This is a genomic window from Streptomyces sp. NPDC021093 (genome assembly GCF_044333135.1).
GTDB lineage: Bacteria > Actinomycetota > Actinomycetes > Streptomycetales > Streptomycetaceae > Streptomyces.
Map to the genome: position 1 here is coordinate 30,407 of NZ_JBIRQJ010000019.1, position 20,862 is coordinate 51,268.

The window sequence follows — 20,862 nt, forward strand, 5'->3', positions numbered from 1 at the left end:
GCACGGCGTCACTCGCCGTCGTACCCGTGCTTCCTCCTGCGCAGCCCCGCCGCCGTGATCCGCCGCACCAGTTCCTTGCTGCCGATCTCCACCGCGCCCGCCGCGACGGCGTCCGTGTACCGCCCCTCCGGCACGTCGTAGTGGTCGCGCTCGAAGGCGCGGGGCGGGCAGCCGATGCCGGCGGCGAAGGCGTGGAGTTCGTCGTACGACACGTCGCTGACCAGGTGGGACCAGAGGCGGCCGTGGCCGGGCCAGGTCGGCGGGTCTATGTAGATCGTCATGCGGACGGCAGCCTTCCGACCGGGGCGACCGCGACGACGGCCTTGGTGCAGACCCAGTGGGGATCGGGGCCGAGATCCGGTTCGACCTCCAGCGCGTGCGGGTCACCGTCGTGACAGACGGGGCACAGGGGCCAGCGGCCGTACTTCTCCAGGAGGGCGTCCTGTACGTCCTGGGCGACCAGGCCCGCGACGAACGCGGCCCCCTCGGGCCACTGCTCGACCCACCAGCGGCGGTGGGTCACCGCGTCCTCGACGAGGGACACCACGTCCGCGTCGGCGACGTCACGGGCGGCGAGGTCGGCCATGACGAGGGCGCGCGCGGTGTGCAGGGACTGTTCGAGGGGGTCCATGGGGCAATTGTCGCGCGGAGTGGAACGCGGAGTGAAAGGTGACCGAAGTCCCACCGCTCTCAGGACCTCCGGACCGTTGACGAACCCCCGCCCTGAAAATATCTTTCAGATGTGAGCGATCCACTGAAGAAAAGTTCCACACGTTCCACCAGTTCCACCGGCACGGCAGGACCTGCCGGATCCGCCGGGGCCACGGGGCCCGGCGGATCCGGCGACCACGGCGGAGCCACCGCACAGGCCACCGCGCAGGCCACCCCTCCCGCCCCGGCCGCCCTCGCCGCCAAGGTCCGTACCCTCGCCCCCTCCATGACCCGCTCCATGCAGCGCGTCGCCGAGGCCGTGGCGAGCGATCCCGCCGGGTGTGCCGCGCTCACCGTCACCGGGCTCGCCGAGCTGACCGGGACCAGCGAGGCCACCGTCGTACGGACCTCGCGCCTCCTCGGCTACCCCGGCTACCGCGACCTCCGCCTCGCCCTCGCCGGTCTCGCCGCCCACCAGCAGTCCGGGCGCGCACCCGCCGTCACCGCCGACATCGCCGTCGACGACCCGATCGCCGACGTCGTCGCCAAGCTCGCGCACGACGAGCAGCAGACCCTCGCCGACACCGCCGCAGGGCTGGACACGGTCCAACTCGGCGCCGCCGTCAACGCGTTGGCACAGGCCCGGCGCATCGAGATCTACGGCGCAGGCGCCTCCGCCCTCGTCGGCATGGACCTCGCGCAGAAGCTCCTGAGGATCGGTCTTTTCGCCCACGCGCACAGCGACCCGCACCTGGCCGTGACCAATGCCGTACTGCTGCGCGCCGGTGACGTCGCCATCGCCATCACCCACTCCGGTTCGACCGGCGACACCATCGAGCCGCTGCGGGTCGCCTTCGAGCACGGCGCGACGACGCTGGCCGTCACCGGCCGCCCCGGCGGGCCCGTCGCCCAGTACGCCGACCACGTCCTCACCACCTCCACCGCCCGCGAGAGCGAGCTGCGACCGGCCGCCATGTCGAGCCGGACCAGTCAACTCCTCGTCGTGGACTGCCTGTTCGTGGGAGTTGCCCAGCGTACGTACGACACGGCGGGCCCCGCACTCGCCGCCTCGTACGAGGCACTCGCCCACCGCCACGACCCCCGCACCGCCCGATAAGGACCCCTCCCCCATGACCAGCACCCCCACCGACACCCACACCGAAGGCAGCTCCCCCTACGGCGAGCTGCGCGCCCAGCTCGACACCCTCACCACCGAGGCGTTCCGGCCCGAGCTCGCCGAGATCGACCAGCTGTCCACCCCCGAGCTGGCCGCCCTGATGAACAGCGAGGACGCGACCGTTCCGGCGGCCGTCGCCGCGCAGCTGCCGCAGATCGCCGCCGCCATCGACGGGATCGCCGAGCGCATGGCGCGCGGCGGGCGGCTGGTCTACGCCGGCGCCGGGACCGCCGGGCGCCTCGGCGTGCTCGACGCCTCCGAGTGCCCGCCCACCTTCAACACCGACCCGGGCGAGGTCGTCGGCCTCATCGCGGGCGGCCCCTCCGCCATGGTCACGGCGGTGGAGGGCGCCGAGGACAGCAAGGAGCTGGCCGCCGATGACCTCGACACGCTCGGGCTGACGGCCGACGACAGCGTCATCGGCATCTCCGCCTCCGGCCGCACCCCGTACGCCATCGGCGCCGTCGAGCACGCCCGCACTCTCGGCGCCCTCACCGTCGGCCTCTCCTGCAACGCGGACAGCGCCCTCGCCGCAGCCGCCGAGCACGGCATCGAGGTCGTCGTGGGACCCGAACTCCTCACCGGGTCAACGCGGTTGAAGTCCGGGACCGCCCAGAAGCTCGTCCTCAACATGATCTCGACGCTCGTCATGATCCGGCTCGGCAAGACGTACGGGAACCTGATGGTGGACGTCCGCGCCTCCAACGAGAAGCTGCGCGCCCGCTCCCGGCGCATCGTCTCCCTCGCCACCGGCGCCGACGACACCGAGATCGAGGCCGCCCTCACCGCCGCCGACGGCGAGGTCAAGAACGCCATCCTGATCATCCTCGGAGACGTGGACAAAAGCACCGCCGCGGCCCTGCTCGACGAAGCGCACGGCCATCTCCGCGCGGCCCTCAAGTCAGTCTGTACGAACACCGCCTGACGCTTCGTCAGCACACCGTCCCCCGCACAGCAAGGCACCACGCACCATGAGCACCGACACCCCTGAGAACAAGAACCGCGCCACCGCCGCCGCGATCCTTCCGCTCGTCGGCGGCGCGGACAACGTCACTTCGGTCGTCCACTGCATGACCCGCCTCCGGCTGGGCCTGCGCGACCGTACGCGCGTCCAGGACGACGCGCTCAAGGCGTTGCCCGCGGTCATGGGCGTGGTCGAGGACGACACGTACCAGATCGTCCTCGGGCCCGGCACGGTCGCCCGGGTCACCCCGGAGTTCGAGGCCCTCGTCGAGGAGGGCAGGTCCGAGGCCCCGCACACGACGACGGCCGAGGAGCTGGCCGCCGAGGGGGCGGCGATGCGGGCCGCCCGGAAGGCGAAGAACGCCACCCCGTTCAAGCTGTTCCTGCGCCGCATCGCCAACATCTTCGTACCCCTGATCCCGGCCCTGATCGGCTGCGGCATCATCGCCGGTCTCAACGGCCTGCTGATCAACCTGGGTTGGCTCCCCACCGTCACCCCGGCGCTCGCCGCCATCGCGTCCGGCTTCATGGCGCTCATCGCGGTCTTCGTCGGCTTCAACACGGCGAAGGAGTTCGGCGGCACCCCCATCCTGGGCGGGGCCGTCGCCGCGATCATCGTCTTCCCCGGCGTCGCGAAGATCGACGCGTTCGGCCAGACCCTCGCCGCGGGCCAGGGCGGTGTGCTCGGCGCGCTCGGCGCGGCCGTACTCGCCGTCTACATCGAGAAGTGGTGCCGTCGCTGGGTCCCCGAATCCCTCGACGTCCTGGTCACCCCGACCCTGACCGTCCTCCTCTCCGGGCTGGTCACCATCTTCGGCCTGATGTTCGTCGCCGGTGAGATCTCCACCGCCATCGGCACGGGCGCGGACTGGCTCCTCGACAACACCGGCGCCTTCGCGGGCCTCGTACTCGGCGGCCTCTTCCTCCCCCTGGTCATGCTCGGCCTGCACCAGGCCCTCATCCCCATCCACACCACCCTCATCGAGCAGCAGGGCTTCACCGTCCTCCTGCCGATCCTGGCGATGGCGGGCGCGGGCCAGGTCGGCTGCGCGGCGGCCGTCTTCCTCCGCCTCAAGAACAACCGCTCGATCCGCAACACCATCAAGTCCGCCCTCCCGGCAGGCGTCCTCGGCGTCGGCGAGCCCCTCATCTACGGTGTCTCGCTGCCGCTGGGCCGCCCCTTCATCACGGCGTGCGCCGGCGGCGCGGCGGGCGGCGCGTTCGTCGGGCTCTTCTCGATGCTCGGCGACAAGGTCGGCTCGACGGCCATCGGCCCGTCCGGCTGGGCCCTCTTCCCGCTCCTCCAGGGTAACCACGGACTCGGCACGACGATCGCCGTCTACGCGGGCGGCCTCCTCATCGGCTACATCGTCGGCTTCGCCGCCACGTACTACTTCGGCTTCACGAAGACGATGCTGGCGGAACTGAACACGCCCGCCGCAGACACGGCTGCCGACCCGGCCGCCCCCAAGGAGCCGGTTGCGGTCTAGCCCGTACCCGTACGAACGAGAGCGGTGCGCCTGTTTGGGAGCACCGCTCTCCCCTTTGATGGTTACGTGCGGGTGCGTCGTGGCTGGTCGCGCCCACGCGGCAGAGCCGCACATCCAACAGAGCCCCGCGCCCCTATGGGGCTCTACCGCTCCCAGCAGTCCACGTCCCGCAGCCCCTCCAAGCGGTCCCGTACGAACACCGGGTCGATCCCCATCCGGCGCTGTGCCCGGTAGTCCTCAAGCAGCCGGAACGCGATGCCCGACAGCGGAATGATCGCCACCATGTTCACCAGCGCCATGAACCCCATGAAGATGTCGGCGAGGTTCCACACGATGGACACCGACCCGAGCGCTCCGAGGAACACCACCGCCAGCACCAGCACCCGGTAGGTGGGCAGCACCCACTTCTTCTCGTCGCCGGTGATGAACTCGATGTTGGACTGCCCGTAGTAGTAGTTCCCCATCATCGAGCTGAACGCGAGCAGGAAGACGACCACCGTCAGCACGTGTCCGGCCCAGCCGCCCAGCGACGACGTCAGCGCGTTCTGCGTGAGGTCGGCGCCCTGCCTGGCCCCCGCCAGCTCCGGGTTGGTCGTCAGGATAATGAACGCGGTCATGGTGCAGATCAGGATCGTGTCGAAGAAGACCCCCAGCGACTGCACCAGCCCCTGCTTGACCGGGTGCGAGACCTCCGCCGCCGCGCCCGCGTTGGGCGCCGAGCCCAGTCCCGCCTCGTTCGAGAACATCCCGCGCCGGATGCCCTGCTGGATCGCGGTGCCGACCGCCCCGCCCGCGGCCTCCCGGAAGCCGAAGGCACTGCCCACGATGTCCGCGAGCACCCGCGGCAGATCAGTGATGTTGAGGACGACCACGGCCACGCCCAGGAACAGGTACAGCACCGCCATCACCGGCACCAGCACCTGCGTCACGCTGCTGATGCGCCGTACGCCGCCGAAGACCACAAGACCGAGCAGCACCGCCAGCGCCACCCCGATGACCGGCTCCCGCCAGGAGGCCGCACCGCCGAAGGACCCGCCGACGACCGAGACGATCGTGTTGGCCTGCACCGCGTTGAACACGAACCCGAAGGTCACCGTGATGGTGACCGCGAACAGCACGCCCAGCCACCGCTTCCCGAGCCCGCGCTGCATGTAGTAGGCGGGCCCGCCCCGGTACGTACCGTCGTAGTCGCGCACCTTGTACAGCTGCGCCAGCGCCGACTCCACGAACGCGGACGCGGCACCGACCGTCGCCATCACCCACATCCAGAACACCGCGCCAGGACCGCCGAGCGTGATCGCGGCGGCCACGCCCGCGATGTTCCCCGTCCCGACCCGCGCCGCCGCCGAGATGGTGAAGGCACCGAACGACGAGACGGACTTGCGGCCCTGCGCGTCCGGCAGCGCCTTGTCGCCGAGCACCCGGATCATCTCGGGGAACATCCGCACCTGGACGGCCCTCGAACGGACCGTGAAATAGAGCCCGGCGCCGATCACCAGCGGGATGAGCAGATAGCTCCAGAAAGCGTCGTTGATGTCGACGATGTATGAGTCCAGGTTTGCCATGGGGCACAGCTTGCGCAGGAATAGTCCGCTTTATCCAACTGAAACATCCGAACGCGCCCGCAAAACCTGTAAAACCCGTAAAACGCCACTGGGGCGGCACCCCCGAAGGGGTACCGCCCCAGTGGACGTACCTACTGCGTCAAGCAGTACCTACTGCGTCATGCAGAGGGAGCAGGACTTAGAAGTCCATGTCCCCGCCCGGCATGCCACCCGGGGCGGCAGCGCCGGCCTTCTCGGGCTTGTCGGCGATGACGGCCTCGGTGGTGAGGAACAGCGCGGCGATCGACGCGGCGTTCTGGAGGGCGGAGCGCGTGACCTTCGCCGGGTCCAGGATGCCCTCGGCGATCATGTCGACGTACTCACCGGTGGCGGCGTTCAGGCCGTGACCGATGGGCAGGTTGCGGACCTTCTCCACGACGACGCCACCCTCAAGACCACCGTTGACGGCGATCTGCTTGAGCGGGGCCTCCAGCGCGAGCTTCACGGCGTTGGCGCCGGTCGCCTCGTCGCCCGTGAGCTCCAGCTTCTCGAAGACGGCCGAGGCCTGGAGGAGGGCGACGCCACCACCGGCGACGATGCCCTCTTCGACGGCGGCCTTCGCGTTGCGAACGGCGTCCTCGATGCGGTGCTTGCGCTCCTTGAGCTCAACCTCCGTCGCGGCACCGGCCTTGATGACGGCCACGCCGCCCGCGAGCTTCGCCAGGCGCTCCTGGAGCTTCTCGCGGTCGTAGTCCGAGTCGCTGTTCTCGATCTCGGCGCGGATCTGGTTGACGCGACCGGCAACCTGCTCGCTGTCACCGGCACCGTCGACGATGGTCGTCTCGTCCTTGGTGATGACGACCTTGCGGGCGCGGCCGAGCAGGTCGAGACCGGCGTTCTCCAGCTTGAGGCCGACCTCCTCGGAGATGACCGTGCCGCCCGTGAGGATGGCGATGTCGTTCAGCATGGCCTTGCGGCGGTCGCCGAAGCCCGGGGCCTTGACGGCGACGGACTTGAACGTGCCACGGATCTTGTTGACGACGAGGGTGGAGAGCGCCTCGCCCTCGACGTCCTCGGCGATGATCAGCAGCGGCTTGCCGGACTGCATGACCTTCTCCAGCAGCGGAAGGAGGTCCTTCACGTTGCCGATCTTGCTGTTGACGATCAGGATGTACGGGTCGTCCAGCGCCGACTCCATGCGCTCCATGTCGGTCGCGAAGTACGCCGAGATGTAGCCCTTGTCGAAGCGCATGCCCTCGGTGAGCTCAAGCTCCAGGCCGAAGGTCTGCGACTCCTCGACCGTGATGACGCCTTCCTTGCCGACCTTGTCCATCGCCTCGGCGATGAGCTCGCCGATCTGAGTGTCGGCGGCGGAGATGGAGGCCGTCGAAGCGATCTGCTCCTTGGTCTCGACATCCTTCGCCTGCTCCAGGAGGGCGGCGGAGACGGCCTCGACGGCCTTCTCGATGCCACGCTTCAGGGCCATCGGGTTGGCACCCGCGGCGACGTTGCGCAGACCCTCGCGGACCAGCGCCTGCGCGAGGACGGTCGCGGTGGTCGTACCGTCACCGGCGACGTCGTCCGTCTTCTTCGCGACCTCCTTGACGAGCTCGGCGCCGATCTTCTCGTACGGGTCTTCGAGCTCGATCTCCTTGGCGATGGAGACACCGTCGTTGGTGATCGTGGGGGCGCCCCACTTCTTCTCAAGGACGACGTTGCGGCCCTTGGGGCCAAGGGTGACCTTGACGGCGTCGGCGAGCTGGTTCATGCCACGCTCGAGGCCGCGCCGGGCCTCCTCGTCGAACGCGATGATCTTGGCCATGTGAAGTGGTCCTCCCAGGACGGGGTGGATTTCTCCGGACCGGGGGTTCGATGCCCGCGACGGACGGCTTCGCAATGCCCGGGATTCCTTACCCCGACACCGCTCGGCCTCACCGAACCTGGTCCAAGTTCTGTCACTCTCACTGGGAGAGTGCTAACGCCAATGATTAGCACTCGACCCCTGCGAGTGCAAGCGGCTACCACAGTTCTTGGCGCGCGCAGCACGCTGTACGCCGGATGCGGGACGTCCTACGCCGGACGCAGCAAGGGCCCGTACCCCTGTGAGGGGATACGAGCCCTTGGTGCGTGAGTCGCTGAGTAGTGCGTCGGTGGCCGATCGCGCCGAGATTCAGACGGCGAGCTTGACCATGTCCGCCTGCGGACCCTTCTGGCCCTGCGAGATCTCGAATTCGACTCGCTGACCCTCTTCAAGGGTGCGGTAGCCGTCCATCTGGATCGCGCTGTAGTGGACGAAAACATCCGCACCACCGTCGACCGCGATGAAGCCGTACCCCTTCTCCGCGTTGAACCACTTGACGGTGCCCTGAGCCATGCCTAACTCCCCTATTACTGGCCCTTGCGCGGGACCGCACTTCGCGGCCCCGGGTCAGACCCCACCCGCCGACAGGAACGCGGAAGGTGTGCGCCGAAGCGCGTCGACCGCGGCTGAATGTATCCGCCCAACTGCCCTCTGCAACAGGTCAATCGGACGAGAATTCTGGGTACGCCTGAACGGCCGGATCGGTCAACTGCCTTGATTCCGGGGCAAGTCGGGCCGGACATAGTGTGCGCTTCGGCGGCAAAAGGCTCGAACGCGCGGGCCGCATCTTCTCTCGTTCTCATATGCTCGGGGCACAGGCGGAGAGCGGGCCTTCCCCTACTCTACCCCTTTCAACCATGCAGAATTGCCCCCTCCGCTTGTGAGCGGAGGGGGCAACTTCCGTTAACGCAGAGATCTTTGGGCAGAGATCTTTGGGCAGAGCGCCCCGAAGGCTCAGCCGCCGGCGACGGCCGGAATGATCGAGACGCCCGCACCGTCCGGCGTGGCCGTCTCCAGGCCGCTCTCGAAGCGCACGTCGTCGTCGTTCACGTACACGTTCACGAAGCGGCGCAGCTTGCCCTGGTCGTCCAGGACGCGGGCGGCGATGCCCGTGTGGTTCTTCTCCAGGTCGGCGATGACCTCGGCCAGGGTGGCGCCCTCGGCGGCGACCTCGGACTCGCCGCCGGTGTACGTGCGGAGGATGGTGGGGATGCGGACCTTGACGCTCATGGTGTTCAGCCTTCCGTTGCGTACGTACTCGACGAGATGGTCAGCGGGCCAGGCCGGCGTCGCGGAACGCGTCCAGGCTCGGGCGGATGGTCGCGGAAGGGCCGGTGGTCGGGGCCACCGCGTCCAGCGTCTTGAGGCCGTCGCCCGTGTTGAGCACGACGGTGGTCAGTGTCGGGTCGAGCAGACCGGCCTCGATGAGCTTCTTCGTGACGCCGACGGTCACGCCGCCCGCGGTCTCCGCGAAGATGCCCTCGGTGCGGGCCAGCAGCTTGATCGCGTCGACGACCTGCTCGTCGTTCACGTCCTCGACCGCGCCGCCCGTACGGCGGGCGATGTCCAGGACGTACGGGCCGTCCGCCGGGTTGCCGATGGCCAGGGACTTGGCGATGGTGTTCGGCTTCTGCGGCCGTACGACGTCGTGACCGGCCTTGAAGGCCGTCGACACCGGCGAGCAGCCCTCCGCCTGGGCGCCGAAGATCTTGTACGGCCTGTCCTCGACCAGACCGAGCTTGATCAGCTCCTGGAGACCCTTGTCGATCTTCGTGAGCTGCGAGCCCGAGGCGATCGGGATGACGATCTGGTCCGGCAGCCGCCAGCCGAGCTGCTCGCAGATCTCGTACGCGAGGGTCTTGGAGCCCTCGCCGTAGTACGGGCGCAGATTGACGTTGACGAAGCCCCAGCCCTCGCCGAGCGGGTCGCCGATGAGCTCGGAGCAGAAGCGGTTCACGTCGTCGTAGTTGCCCTCGATGCCGACCAGCTCGCCCCCGTACACGGCGGCCATGACGACCTTGCCCTGCTCCAGGTCGTGCGGGATGAACACGCAGGAGCGGAAGCCGGCGCGGGCCGCGGCGGCGCCCACCGCACCGGCCAGGTTGCCGGTGGAGGAGCAGGAGAGGGTGGTGAAGCCGAAGGCGCGGGCGGCCTCGACGGCGATGGCGACGACGCGGTCCTTGAAGGAGTGCGTCGGGTTGCCGGAGTCGTCCTTGACGAACAGGCCGCCGGTGACGCCCAGTTCACGGGCCAGGTTGTCCGCCTTGACCAGCTTCGTGAAGCCGGGGTTCAGGCTGGGCTTGGTGGCCACGTCGGCGGGGACGGGCAGGAGCGGGGCATAGCGCCAGATGTTCTCGGGGCCTGCCTCGATGCGCTTCTTCAGCTCTTCGGGGCTGCCGGTCGGGAGGTCGTACGAGACTTCGAGCGGACCGAAGCAGAGCTGACAGGCGAAGATCGGGCCGAGCTCGAAGCGCTCGCCGCACTCGCGGCAGGACAGCGCCGCGGCGGGGCCCAGGTCAACAGCGGTGGTGGTGCTCTCGGTGGATGTCACTGCGGTGGTCTGCACAGCCATGATGGCGAGGTCCTTCCTCATCTTCCCCGTGACGGCTTTCGCCACGAGACGGAATTGGCACCTTCCGGACCTGACCTCGCGGTCGGTCGGGGGGTTGCCGGGACTTCAACGGGCCGTTTCCCTCTGTCCCTCTGGATGAGCGCTATGACTCCGGGTGCCGTGTGTACGGCCCGGGTGTTTGTGTGCGTACAGACCCCGACATGCGACGGTCGTCCGCGTTGTTCAAGACTGTAACCGAACCCCCGGACGGGCGTGCCAGACGTCCGGACCGCGAGATAGATCACAGAGTCGGGAGTGACGGGCGTGCTGGAAGAGGTGGAGCGCTGGCTGAGTACGCGGTCCTGGGCCGCTGCCGACCGCCCGCTGGAACGGCTGCTCGCCGCCAAGGCCGCCCGCAACCAGAGCGTCAGCGTCGTCCTGCCCGCCCTGAACGAGGAGGCGACGGTCGGGGCGATCGTCGCCACCATCCGGCGGGACCTGATGGGCCCCGAGGTCCCCCTGGTGGACGAGCTGGTGGTGATCGATTCCGGGTCCCGCGACGCCACCGCCCGGGTGGCCGCCGAGGCGGGCGCCCGGGTGGTGCACCGCGACGCGATCCTGCCGCGCGTCCCGGCGCTGCCCGGCAAGGGCGAGGTGCTGTGGCGGTCACTGCTGGTGACCGGCGGTGACGTGGTCTGCTTCGTGGACGCGGACCTGAAGGACTTCGACGCGTCGTTCGTGTCGGGGATCGTGGGCCCGCTGCTGACCGACCCGGACGTGCAGTTCGTGAAGGCGACGTACGACCGCCCGCTCGGCGGGGCGGCCGGCCAGGGCGGCCGGGTCACCGAGCTGATGGCCCGCCCCCTCCTCAATCTCCACTGGCCCCAACTGGCCGGATTCGTACAGCCGTTGGGCGGCGAGTACGCGGTCCGTCGCTCGCTCCTCGAACGTCTCCCCTTCCCCGTCGGGTACGGAGTCGAGCTCGGCCTCCTCATCGACTCGCTGCACACCGTAGGACTCGACGCCCTCGCCCAGGTCGACGTGGGCGTCCGCATCCACCGCCACCAGGACGGCCAGGCGCTGGGCCGGATGGCGGCCGCGATCTACCGCACGGCCCAACTCAGGCTCTCCCGCGGCCATTTGATCCGCCCCGAACTCACCCAGTTCGAGCGCGTCGGCACCGCCTTCGTCCCCCGTACACACCCTGTGGACACGGAGGAGCGCCCGCCGATGCGGGAGATCGAGGAGTACGCGGAGCGGCACGCCGCCTGAGGCGCGGGCGACGTGGACGTCACGTCGCCGACCCGGCCGGCCCCACCGGGACCGACACCGCCGAACAAGCCGACGACCTGGCACCCGGCAGCGCACAAGCCGCAGCTGCAGACCCGATCGCAGACACAGACGCAGAGGTCCCTGTCGTCCCGCGCGTCCCGCGCCACGCTCGCCCGCACCGGGGCCGAGAGCTTCCGGGCCGGTTCGCCGGCGCTGCTCGCGCTCGGGTCCTGCGGGGCCGGGGCCCTGCTGATGGGCCTCGCGCGCCGCCGGCACTGAGCAGGCCGTACGGGGCGGCGGCCGGCCCGCCGCCCCGTACGCACGTTTGAGGGGATCCCGTACCGGCTAGGTTTCGGCACATGGCTTCCCAGTACGACCCTCCGCAGCCCGCCGCCGCCCGGGTCCTCGTCGCGTCCAACCGCGGTCCGGTGACGTACTCCCTCGGCGACGACGGCGCTCTGACCGCCAGGCGCGGCGGCGGCGGTCTGGTCTCCGGGCTCTCCGCGATCGGCCCGGACGCGGACGCGCTGTGGGTGTGCTCGGCGCTCGGCGAAGGAGACCGGGAGGCGGTACGCCGCGGAGTCGGCGAGCCGGGCGTCCGCATGCTCGACATCGACGCGGACACGCACGCCGCCGCGTACAACGGCATCGCGAACTCGGTCCTGTGGTTCGTCCACCACCTGCTCTACCAGACCCCGCTGGAGCCCGTCTTCGACGCGGAGTTCCGGCACCAGTGGGCGGCCTACGAGACGTACAACAAGGCCTTCGCCGAAGCCCTGGCCACGGCAGCGGCCCCGGGCGCCACCGTCCTCGTGCAGGACTACCACCTCTGTCTCGTCCCCGGGATGCTCCGCGCGCTCCGCCCCGACCTGCGCATCGGCCACTTCTCGCACACCCCGTGGGCCCCGGTCGACTACTTCCGGCTGCTCCCCGACGACATCGCCCGCCAGCTCCTGCACGGCATCCTCGGCGCGGACCGGGCGGCCTTCCTCACCCGGCGCTGGGCGGACGCGTTCACGGCGTGCGCGCTGGAGCACCTCGGCGAGGAGGCCCTCGACGGCAAGCGGATCGGCGTGCACGGCCTCGGCGCGGACGCCGACTTCCTGCGCGAGCGCGCACACCGGCCGGACGTCGAGCAGCGCCTGACCGCGCTGCGCGAACAGGTCGGCGGCCCGGACCGACGCACGATCGTCCGCGTCGACCGCACCGAGCTCTCCAAGAACATCGTGCGCGGCCTCCTCGCGTACGAACACCTCCTGGACACCCGCCCCGAGTGGCGCGAACACGTCGTGCACATCGCCTTCGCCTACCCCTCCCGCCAGGACCTGGCCGTCTACCGCGACTACACGGAGGCCGTGCGGCGCATCGCCGACGACATCAACTCCGAGTACGGGACGCCCACTTGGACCCCGGTGGTGCTCCACGTCAAGGACGACTTCGCCCGCTCGCTCGCCGCGTACCGGCTCGCCGACGTCGCCCTGGTCAACCCGATCCGCGACGGCATGAACCTGGTCGCGAAGGAGATCCCGGTGGTCTCCGACGAGGGCTGTGCGCTCGTCCTGTCCCGGGAGGCGGGCGCGTACGAGGAACTCGGCGACGACGCGCTCGTCGTCAACCCGTACGACGTGACGGGCACGGCCGACGCGCTCCACGAGGCGCTGACGATGGAACCGGAGGAGCGCGCGGAACGCACGAAGCGACTGGCCGCCGCGGCGACGGCGCTGCCCCCGCAGCAGTGGTTCCTGGAACAGCTGGAAGCCCTGCGCGGCTGAACCGCCTACCGGTGTGTGCACCGGCACGCCGAAGGCCCGGGACTCTCGCGAGTCCCGGGCCTTCGGTTTCTTCCAGTAGCGGGGACAGGATTTGAACCTGCGACCTCTGGGTTATGAGCCCAGCGAGCTACCGAGCTGCTCCACCCCGCGTCGGTAGACCTGACAGTACGGGGTTTCGGGTGCGGTGGGAAATCGATTCCTCACCGGCTCCTGGCGCGCTCCTGGGAGAGGCGTCGCGCGAGGGACTCCAGGAAGGCGGTCACCTCGGCCGGTCCAGGCAGCAACACGTCCGCCTGCTCGGCGAGTTCGGGAATCGCCGTGCCGCTGCACAACAACAGCCCCGGGAGGCCGTCGGAGCGGAGCTTCTGGACGGCGGCGTAGGCGGGGAGGTCGCCGAGGTCGTCGCCCGCGTAGAGGACGGAGGTCGCACCGACCTCGTGCGCGTACTCGGCCAGGGCGACGCCCTTGTCCATGCCCGGCGGCCTCAACTCCAGTACCAGGCGCCCCGGTTCGAGGATCAGACCGTGCCGGGCGGCGAGCGCGGCGAGGGGTGCTCGGAGCGCCTCGAAGGCGGCTTCGGGGTCGTTCGCCCGGCGGGTGTGGACGGCGAGGGCCTGCCCCTTCTCCTCCACCCAGGTGCCGTGCCACGCACCGTGCGCGTCGAGCACCCCGGGCAGCTCGGCGCGGACGGCGGCGATGCCGGGGTGGGGGGCGGGGGCGCGGACGGTGCCGGTACGGGCGTCCCAGCGCTCGGCACCGTAGTGGCCGAGGACGGTGAGGTGCTCAAGCCCCGGGACCCCGGCGAAGCCGCCGTACCGCACGGCGACTCCGGCCGGCCGCCCGGTGACGATGGCCACGGAGGCGACGAGCGGCGCGAGGGCGGAGAGGGCGGGGACCGCACCGGGGTGAGCACGGGCCTGCTCGGGGTCCGGGACGATGTCGGCGAGGGTGCCGTCGAAGTCGAGGGCGATGAGGGCGCGTTGAGGCGCGGAGAGAATCGCGGAGAGGGCGTCGCGACCGGCAGGGGTGGACGGTTCGGGAAGAGTGTCCATGGCCCCGACGATACCGGGGGCGGGGTCGGGGGCGTGCGGTCGCGGAGGGGTGCGCTCCGCGTGGGGGGGGCGGCGGCGTCAGCCGCCCAAGGGGCTAGGGGGCGGGCATTTAGGGGCGCGGGGAACTGCGCGATCAGCCACGACGCACCCGCACGACGACCACCGGCCCGCCCCGCCCCAGCCCTGTCCCGCCCTGCCCTGCCCGCCGCAGGCGTCGGCTACCTCCGCCCCCGCTGCCCCTCCCGCACCCGCCGCAACCTGTTCACCGTCACCGGGTCGTGCACGAGCGCCCGCTCGTCGTCGAGGAGCGCGTTCAGCAGCTGGTAGTAGCGCGTCGGCGAGATCCCCAGCTGTTCCCTGATCGCCCGTTCCTTCGCCCCGGGCCCGGCCCACCCCTGCCGCTCCACGGCAAGGACGGCCAGCTCCCGCTCGGACAGGACAGGACCGGGCCCCGCGCCCGCACCCTCGTACGGCGATTCCATCCGCCCAGCCTATTGCGAGTTGTCCGTGGCCGCCGCCTCCCGCGACAGCACGCCCAGCACGCCCGCCGGCGTGCCCGGGTCCTCGACCGTCTTGCCGATCTCCTTCTTGACGCTCTCGCTCACCGTCGCCCACGACGTCTTGGAGACCGGGTACAGCTGCGAATTCGGCATCGCCTCAAGGAACTTGCGCACCTTCGCGTGCTTGCCGTCGGCGGCCATCTTGTCGGTCGCGGTGACGGTCGGCGGCAGCAGGTCGAACTCGTCGGCGAAGGTCATCACGTTCTCGTCGCTGTACGCGAAGTCGAGGAACTTGCCGATCTCCGTGCCGTGCCCGTTCTTCTTGAAGCCCATCATCCAGTCGGCGACGCCCATCGCGGGCATGACCTTGCCGCTCTCGGAGGGCAGCGGCACCATCTCGTACTGGACACCGTTCTTCTCCGCCTGCTTCATCAGCGACGGGTGGCCGTTGAGCATGCCGACCTCGCCCTTCGCGAAGGCCTCGAAGGCGGCCTTGCGGTTGAGCTTGCCGGGGGCGACGGGGCCGGTCAGACCGGGCTTGACCAGGTCGTTCTTGAGGAAGTCGAAGGCGCCGATGTTGCTGGCCGAGTTGATCGTGTACGTACCGATCTCATCGGTGTAGCCGGAGCCGGAGGACAGCATCCAGTTCATGGTCTCGGCCTGTGCCTCCTCCGGGCCGAGCGGCAGCGCGAACGGGTACTTCACACCGTCCGCCTTGAGCTTCTTCGCGTCGGCGGCGAGGTCGGCCCAGGTCTTCGGCGCGGACTCGATGCCGGCCTTCTCGAAGAGGCTCTTGTTGTAGAACATCAGCCGGGTGCTGCCGATGAACGGCATGCCGTACTGCATGCGGTTCACCTCGCCCGCGCGGGCGAGCGGTTCGAGGAAGTTGGCCTGGGTGGCGATGGAGACCAGGTTGTCGACGGAGTACAGCTTGTTGGCCGCCGCGTAGTCGGCGTACGCGCCGATCTGGGCGATGTCCGGGTCCTCGCCGCCCTTGACCATCTCGGCGACCTTGCGGTCCACGTCCTCCCACGAGTAGATCGAGACGTCGATCTTGATGTCGGGGTTCTTCGCCTCGAAGGCGCGGGCGAGCTTGTTCCAGTACTGCTTGGTGCCGTCGCCGCCGTCGAGGTTGTAGTCCGCGGCGACGAGCTTCAGGGTCACCTCGTCGGAGCCGCCGATGCCGAGCGTGCCGCAGCCCGCGACGGTCGCTGTCATACCGAGTGCGGCTATCGCCGCGGTCAGACCCAAGTAGCGCCGCTGCACAGCCCGTTCCACCCTTTGTTGCCCGTTTTGGTGTTGATTTGCGTTGATAGGTACGTACCTTTGTGAGGTTGTCCGCGTCCCACCAACGCTCTTGTCCGCATGAGTTGCGAGAAGATGCGATGAGTATCGATTTTCGCCCATGCGTGACCGCGAGGTCTACACCACTTGGGTATCTCTTCCGCAACACCTTCCGCAAATCACGTACGGCCTGCTAAGCAGGGCTTCGACAAGGTCTTCATGGTCATCCACGTTCCCGAGGAGCCGTCGCGCATGTCCCGCACCGCAGTTGAGATAGCCACCCAGCCGACTTGTTGGCGGCGCGCCGTCGAGTACGCGGCCGACTTCGAGGGCCTTCCCCTGCCTGGTGAGCGCGTCGCGGTCACCGGCTGCGGCACGTCGTGGTTCATGGCGATGGCGTACGCGGCACTGCGCGAGGCGTCGGGCCAGGGCGAGACGGACGCGTTCGCCTCCTCCGAGTTCCCGGCGGGGCGGTCGTACGACCGTGTGGTGGCAATCACGCGCTCGGGCACGACGAGCGAGGTCCTGACCCTGCTCGGCGAGATCCGCGGCAAGGTCCCCACCCTCGCCCTCACCGGCGACCCCAAGACCCCGGTCATGGACGCGGCCGACACGATCGCCGTCCTCGACTGGGCCGACGAGGAGTCGGTCGTCCAGACCCGCTTCGCGACGACCGCGCTCGCCTTCCTGCGCGCGGGCCTTGAGCGCACGGGCACGCTCCCGGCCGGGGTGAAGACGGTCACGGCGGCCGCCGTGGACGCCGAGCTCGCGATCACGGAGCCGCTCCCGGAGGCGGTCACGTCCGCCGAGCAGTGGACGTTCCTCGGCCGCGGCTGGACGTACGGGCTCGCCCAGGAGGCCGGTCTGAAGATGCGCGAGGCGGCGGGGGCGTGGACGGAGTCCTACCCGGCGATGGAGTACCGCCACGGCCCCATCTCGATCACCGGACCGAACCGGGTGGCCTGGATGTTCGGCACGCTGCCGGAGGGCCTGGCCGGGGACGTCACCGACGTCGGCGGAACGGTGGTCGCCCACGCCACCGCCGACCCGATGGCAGACCTGATCCGCGCCCAACGCCTCGCGGTCGTCCTCGCCGAGTCCAAGGGCTACGACCCGGACCACCCGCGCAACCTGTCGCGCAGCGTGATTCTGGGCTAGTCGGGATGTGCGGTCGGGGGGCGCGCTCCGCGCAGGGGCCGCCCCCTCACCCACCAACCCTCTGTTTCCCGGGCTCCGCCCGGACCCCGGGGTTGCCCGTCCGGGCGGATTGCGTTCCGCGCGGGCGCGTCGTCGTCGGCCGCGCAGTTCCCCGCGCCCCTATGGGCGCGCCCCCGTACCCCGCCACACCCGCGGACAGCGGTCCAGTGGACTAGACCTGTCCGGGGTCAACGCGCGACACTGACCCCGTGAAACACGTCATCGCCCTCGATGTGGGCGGCACCGGAATGAAGGCCGCCCTGGTCGGGACCGACGGCACCCTCCTCCACGAGGCCCGCCGCCCCACCGGCAGGGACCGCGGCCCCGAAGCAGTCGTCGAGTCGATCCTCGCGTTCGCCGCAGACCTCCGCGCCCAAGGCGAAGCACAGTTCGGCGAGAGCGCGTCCGCCGCCGGAGTGGTCGTTCCCGGCAACGTCGACGCCGCCAACGGCATCGCCCTCTACTCCGCCAACCTCGGCTGGCGCGACGTCCCGCTGGGCGCCCTCCTCGGCGAGAGGCTCGGCGGCATCCCCGTAGCCCTCGGCCACGACGTCCGCACCGGCGGCCTCGCCGAGGGCCGCATCGGCGCGGGCAGAGGCGCCGACCGCTTCTTCTTCGTACCCCTCGGCACCGGCATCGCCGGCGCCATCGGCATCGACGGCACCATCGAGCCCGGCGCGCACGGCTGGGCCGGCGAGATCGGCCACGTCGTCGTACGCCCCGGCGGTGTCGCCTGCGGCTGCGGCCAGTACGGCTGCCTGGAGCGGTACGCGTCCGCCTCCGCGGTCTCCCTCGCCTGGGCCCAGGCGAGCGGCGACCCCGACGCCGACGCGGCCGACTGCGCGAAGGCCGTCGAGAGCGGCGACCCCAGGGCCGTCGCCGTCTGGCACACGGCCATCGACGCGCTTGCCGACGGCCTGATCACCGCGCTCACCCTCCTCGACCCGCGCACCCTCATCGTGGGTGGCGGTCTTGCCGAGGCCGGGGAAACCTTGTTCGTACCGCTGCGCACGGCGGTCGCGGAACGCATCACGTTCCAGACGCCGCCGACGATCGTGCCGGCGACCCTCGGCGACACGGCCGGCTGTCTGGGCGCCGGGATCCTCGCCTGGGACCTGCTCGCCACGTACGAAGGCACCAGCACCGAAGTGTCTGGAACCGACGCTCACGGCAACCCCGCCACCCCCACCCCCCACGCCATGCACACCGACGTCATGGCCCCCACGGAGGTAACCGACTGATGGCCAGCAACAAGGTCCAGGTCCTGTCCGGCGCCAAGGTGGTGCTCCCCACCGGCACCGTCGAGGACGGCCGGGTCATCGTCGACGGTACGCGGATCTCGGGGGCGCTCCCCGATTCCGCCTCCGGCACCCCCGCCCTCGACCTGTCCGGCCACTGGATCGTCCCCGGCTTCGTCGACATGCACGTCCACGGCGGCGGCGGCGCGTCCTTCACCTCCGGCACCCCGGACGAGGTCCTGCACGCCGTCCGCACGCACCGCGAGCACGGCACGACCACGATGGTCGCCTCCACCGTCACCGAGGAGATGGACGTCCTGGCGTCCCGCGCCGCCCTCCTCGCCGAGCTCGTACAGCAGGGCGACCTGGCCGGGATCCACTTCGAGGGCCCCTTCATCTCCCCCTGCCGCAAGGGCGCGCACAGCGAGAGCCTCCTGCGCGCCCCCGACCCGGCGGACGTGCGCAAGCTGATGGACGCGGCGCACGGCACGGCGAAGATGTTCACGCTGGCCACGGAGATGGCAGGCGGCATCGACTCCGTACGTCTGCTCGCCGAGAACGGCGTGATCGCCGCCATCGGCCACACCGACGCCACGTACGAGCAGACCGTCGAGGCCATCGACGCGGGCGCCACCGTCGCGACCCACCTCTACAACGCGATGCCCGCCATCGGCCACCGCACCCCGGGCCCGATCGTCGCGCTGCTCGAAGACGAGCGCGTCACCGTCGAGCTGATCAACGACGGTACGCACCTGCACCCCGCCTCGTTCCGGTTCGCCTACCACCACGCGGGCGCGGCGCGCGTCGCGATGATCACGGACGCGATGGACGCGGCGGGCTTCGGCGACGGGCAGTACCAGCTCGGCCCGCTCGCCGTCGAGGTGAAGGACAGCGTCGCGCGTCTCGTCGAGGGCGGCTCGATCGCGGGCTCGACCCTCACGCTCGACACGGCCTTCCGCCGCTCGGTCACCGTCGACGGCCTTCTCGTCGACGACGCCGTACGGTCCCTTTCGGCCAACCCGGCCCGCCTCCTGGGCGTCGACGACCGCGTCGGCTCCCTCGAACCCGGCAAGGACGCCGACCTCGTCGTCCTGGACGCGGACTTCGCGGTCGCCGGTGTCATGCGCAAGGGCGAATGGGTGGTTGCGCCCCAACTGGGTTGATTTCCTGCTCAATTGTTTTGAAGTGGCTGGCCCGGCCCCCTGGGCCAGCCATTTTTCTTTTGGCATGATCCCCCTGGCGGACAGCCGGGAAAGCGTTTTCTGGAACAACGCCGTTTCCTAGAACAACGCCGTTCTCCAGAACAACACCGTTCTCCAGAACAACGCCGAGCAACGCTACGGGGGTGGACGCGGATCATGACCATGATCCTCACCGTCACGCTGAACACCGCACTCGACCTGACCCACCACGTCCCCCGACTCGTCCCGCACGCCTCCCACCGCGTCACCGACGTCGCGGAACGCCCCGGCGGCAAGGGCCTCAACGTGGCGCGCGTGCTGGCCGCCCTGGGCCACGAGACGGTCGTCACCGGCTTCGCGGGCGGCCCGACGGGCGAGGTCCTGCGCACGCTCCTCGCCGCCGAGTCCCCGGTCGACGCGCTCGTCCCCATCGCAGGGAACACCCGCCGCACGCTCGCGATCGTCGACGGGTCGACGGGCGACACGACCCAGCTCAACGAACCGGGCCCGACCGTCACCCCGGCCGAGTGGGAGACCTTCCTCTCTTCGTACGAGGAACTCCTCCGCAGCGCACAGGCGGTGGCCCTCTGCGGAAGCCTCCCGCCCGGCATCCACGTGGGTGCGTACGCGGACCTGATCCGCCGCGCCCGTACGGCAGGGGTCCCCGTCCTCCTCGACACCAGCGGCGAACCCCTCCTGCGCGGCATCGCCGCCCGCCCCGACCTGGTCAAGCCCAACGCCGACGAACTCTTCCAGCTGACCGGCTCCCGGGACCCCGCCACGGCCTCCCCCGACGCCCGCCGCAAGGGCGCGCACGCGGTCGTCGCCTCGCTCGGCCCGGACGGGATCCTCGCCACGACGGACGTGGGCGTCTGGCAGGCCACACCTCCCACCCTCGTACGGGGAAACCCCACCGGCGCGGGCGACTCGGCGGTGGCGGGCCTCCTCGCGGGCCTGGTCACGGGCCTCCCGTGGCCCGACCGCCTGAAGCTGGCGGTAGCCCTGTCGGCGGCAACGGTCGCCGCCCCGGCGGCGGGCGAATTCGACCGGCCGACGTACGAGTCCCTACTCCCCCAGATCAAGGTCACCCCACACGCGAGCGGCATCACACCCCGATGAAACCGCTACC

Annotated in this window: 20 protein-coding genes, 1 tRNA gene and 1 riboswitch; of the genes, 10 read left to right on the plus strand and 11 right to left on the minus strand. The window is 70.3% G+C overall.

The genetic code is table 11. The annotated features are described in order from the left end of the window. Positions 1-8: 8 nt before the first annotated feature. Both ACH4SP_RS40660 and ACH4SP_RS40665 read right to left on the minus strand, forming a co-directional pair. The gene (locus tag ACH4SP_RS40660; RefSeq protein ID WP_398423232.1) at positions 9-281 is read right to left on the minus strand and encodes a DUF4031 domain-containing protein; all 273 of its coding nucleotides are present in this window, start codon (positions 279-281) and stop codon (positions 9-11) included. Next, positions 278-631, minus strand: coding sequence for a hypothetical protein (locus ACH4SP_RS40665; protein WP_398423233.1), 354 nt, complete (start codon positions 629-631; stop codon positions 278-280). The genes ACH4SP_RS40660 and ACH4SP_RS40665 overlap by 4 nt, the downstream gene beginning before the upstream one ends. Before the next feature lie 111 nt (positions 632-742). On the opposite strand from ACH4SP_RS40665, the gene ACH4SP_RS40670 reads away from it, so the two are divergent. Genes ACH4SP_RS40670 through ACH4SP_RS40680 form a run of 3 tightly spaced genes read left to right on the plus strand, consistent with a single transcriptional unit; the run spans position 743 to position 4,281 of the window. Beyond that, on the plus strand, positions 743-1,768 hold the full coding sequence (locus ACH4SP_RS40670; protein WP_398423235.1) for a MurR/RpiR family transcriptional regulator: 1,026 nt from the start codon (positions 743-745) through the stop codon (positions 1,766-1,768). Positions 1,769-1,781: 13 nt separating this feature from the next. Beyond that, complete coding sequence (gene murQ, locus ACH4SP_RS40675) at positions 1,782-2,753, plus strand: N-acetylmuramic acid 6-phosphate etherase (RefSeq protein WP_398423236.1); 972 nt, start codon at positions 1,782-1,784, stop codon at positions 2,751-2,753. Positions 2,754-2,799: 46 nt separating this feature from the next. Further along, positions 2,800-4,281 (plus strand): PTS transporter subunit EIIC, encoded by a 1,482-nt coding sequence (locus ACH4SP_RS40680; RefSeq protein ID WP_398423238.1) that lies wholly within the window; start codon positions 2,800-2,802, stop codon positions 4,279-4,281. 143 nt (positions 4,282-4,424) lie between these two features. On the opposite strand, the gene ACH4SP_RS40685 is transcribed toward ACH4SP_RS40680, so the two are convergent. From ACH4SP_RS40685 to thrC, 5 genes are all read right to left on the minus strand, one after another. Further along, the gene (locus tag ACH4SP_RS40685) at positions 4,425-5,846 is read right to left on the minus strand and encodes an alanine/glycine:cation symporter family protein (protein WP_398423240.1); all 1,422 of its coding nucleotides are present in this window, start codon (positions 5,844-5,846) and stop codon (positions 4,425-4,427) included. Positions 5,847-6,024: 178 nt separating this feature from the next. Next, positions 6,025-7,647: a chaperonin GroEL gene (groL, locus tag ACH4SP_RS40690; RefSeq protein WP_345221576.1), complete on the minus strand. Its 1,623-nt coding sequence runs from the start codon at positions 7,645-7,647 to the stop codon at positions 6,025-6,027. A gap of 348 nt (positions 7,648-7,995) precedes the next feature. Then, positions 7,996-8,199 carry a cold-shock protein gene (locus tag ACH4SP_RS40695; RefSeq protein ID WP_005315736.1) on the minus strand — a complete coding sequence of 68 codons (204 nt, stop codon included), beginning with the start codon at positions 8,197-8,199 and terminating at the stop codon, positions 7,996-7,998. A 441-nt stretch (positions 8,200-8,640) separates the two neighbouring features. Then, a complete protein-coding gene (locus ACH4SP_RS40700) occupies positions 8,641-8,916 on the minus strand; it encodes a MoaD/ThiS family protein (RefSeq protein ID WP_398423242.1) in 276 nt (91 codons plus the stop codon). Positions 8,917-8,956: 40 nt separating this feature from the next. Further along, the gene (gene thrC, locus ACH4SP_RS40705) at positions 8,957-10,258 is read right to left on the minus strand and encodes a threonine synthase (RefSeq protein ID WP_398423243.1); all 1,302 of its coding nucleotides are present in this window, start codon (positions 10,256-10,258) and stop codon (positions 8,957-8,959) included. A gap of 14 nt (positions 10,259-10,272) precedes the next feature. Next, a riboswitch (SAM riboswitch) is annotated at positions 10,273-10,400 on the minus strand. Between the two features lie 161 nt (positions 10,401-10,561). Between thrC and ACH4SP_RS40710 the strand changes: the two genes are divergently transcribed. The 3 genes from ACH4SP_RS40710 to ACH4SP_RS40720 all read left to right on the plus strand — a co-directional run bounded on the left by ACH4SP_RS40710 (position 10,562) and on the right by ACH4SP_RS40720 (position 13,281). Next, positions 10,562-11,509 carry a glucosyl-3-phosphoglycerate synthase gene (locus ACH4SP_RS40710; protein ID WP_398423245.1) on the plus strand — a complete coding sequence of 316 codons (948 nt, stop codon included), beginning with the start codon at positions 10,562-10,564 and terminating at the stop codon, positions 11,507-11,509. A 12-nt stretch (positions 11,510-11,521) separates the two neighbouring features. Next, positions 11,522-11,788, plus strand: coding sequence for a hypothetical protein (locus ACH4SP_RS40715; RefSeq protein ID WP_398423247.1), 267 nt, complete (start codon positions 11,522-11,524; stop codon positions 11,786-11,788). 80 nt (positions 11,789-11,868) lie between these two features. Next, on the plus strand, positions 11,869-13,281 hold the full coding sequence (locus tag ACH4SP_RS40720; RefSeq protein WP_398423249.1) for a trehalose-6-phosphate synthase: 1,413 nt from the start codon (positions 11,869-11,871) through the stop codon (positions 13,279-13,281). Positions 13,282-13,357: 76 nt separating this feature from the next. Here ACH4SP_RS40720 and ACH4SP_RS40725 read toward each other — a convergent pair. From ACH4SP_RS40725 to ACH4SP_RS40740, 4 genes are all read right to left on the minus strand, one after another. After that, positions 13,358-13,431, minus strand: a tRNA-Met gene (locus ACH4SP_RS40725). 50 nt (positions 13,432-13,481) lie between these two features. Further along, on the minus strand, positions 13,482-14,333 hold the full coding sequence (gene otsB / locus ACH4SP_RS40730) for a trehalose-phosphatase (RefSeq protein WP_398423250.1): 852 nt from the start codon (positions 14,331-14,333) through the stop codon (positions 13,482-13,484). Between the two features lie 218 nt (positions 14,334-14,551). Then, entirely contained in the window at positions 14,552-14,815 is a 264-nt protein-coding gene (locus ACH4SP_RS40735; protein ID WP_398423252.1) for a DUF3263 domain-containing protein, read from the minus strand. 9 nt (positions 14,816-14,824) lie between these two features. Beyond that, positions 14,825-16,111 carry an ABC transporter substrate-binding protein gene (locus ACH4SP_RS40740; protein ID WP_398423254.1) on the minus strand — a complete coding sequence of 429 codons (1,287 nt, stop codon included), beginning with the start codon at positions 16,109-16,111 and terminating at the stop codon, positions 14,825-14,827. Positions 16,112-16,369: 258 nt separating this feature from the next. On the opposite strand from ACH4SP_RS40740, the gene ACH4SP_RS40745 reads away from it, so the two are divergent. The 4 genes from ACH4SP_RS40745 to ACH4SP_RS40760 all read left to right on the plus strand — a co-directional run bounded on the left by ACH4SP_RS40745 (position 16,370) and on the right by ACH4SP_RS40760 (position 20,852). After that, a complete protein-coding gene (locus ACH4SP_RS40745; RefSeq protein ID WP_398423256.1) occupies positions 16,370-17,275 on the plus strand; it encodes an SIS domain-containing protein in 906 nt (301 codons plus the stop codon). A gap of 248 nt (positions 17,276-17,523) precedes the next feature. Next, positions 17,524-18,555: an ROK family protein gene (locus ACH4SP_RS40750; RefSeq protein WP_398423258.1), complete on the plus strand. Its 1,032-nt coding sequence runs from the start codon at positions 17,524-17,526 to the stop codon at positions 18,553-18,555. Continuing rightward, positions 18,555-19,715: an N-acetylglucosamine-6-phosphate deacetylase gene (gene nagA, locus ACH4SP_RS40755; protein WP_398423259.1), complete on the plus strand. Its 1,161-nt coding sequence runs from the start codon at positions 18,555-18,557 to the stop codon at positions 19,713-19,715. Before ACH4SP_RS40750 ends, nagA begins: the two co-directional genes overlap by 1 nt. Before the next feature lie 201 nt (positions 19,716-19,916). After that, the gene (locus ACH4SP_RS40760; protein WP_398423491.1) at positions 19,917-20,852 is read left to right on the plus strand and encodes a 1-phosphofructokinase family hexose kinase; all 936 of its coding nucleotides are present in this window, start codon (positions 19,917-19,919) and stop codon (positions 20,850-20,852) included. Positions 20,853-20,862: the final 10 nt, after the last annotated feature.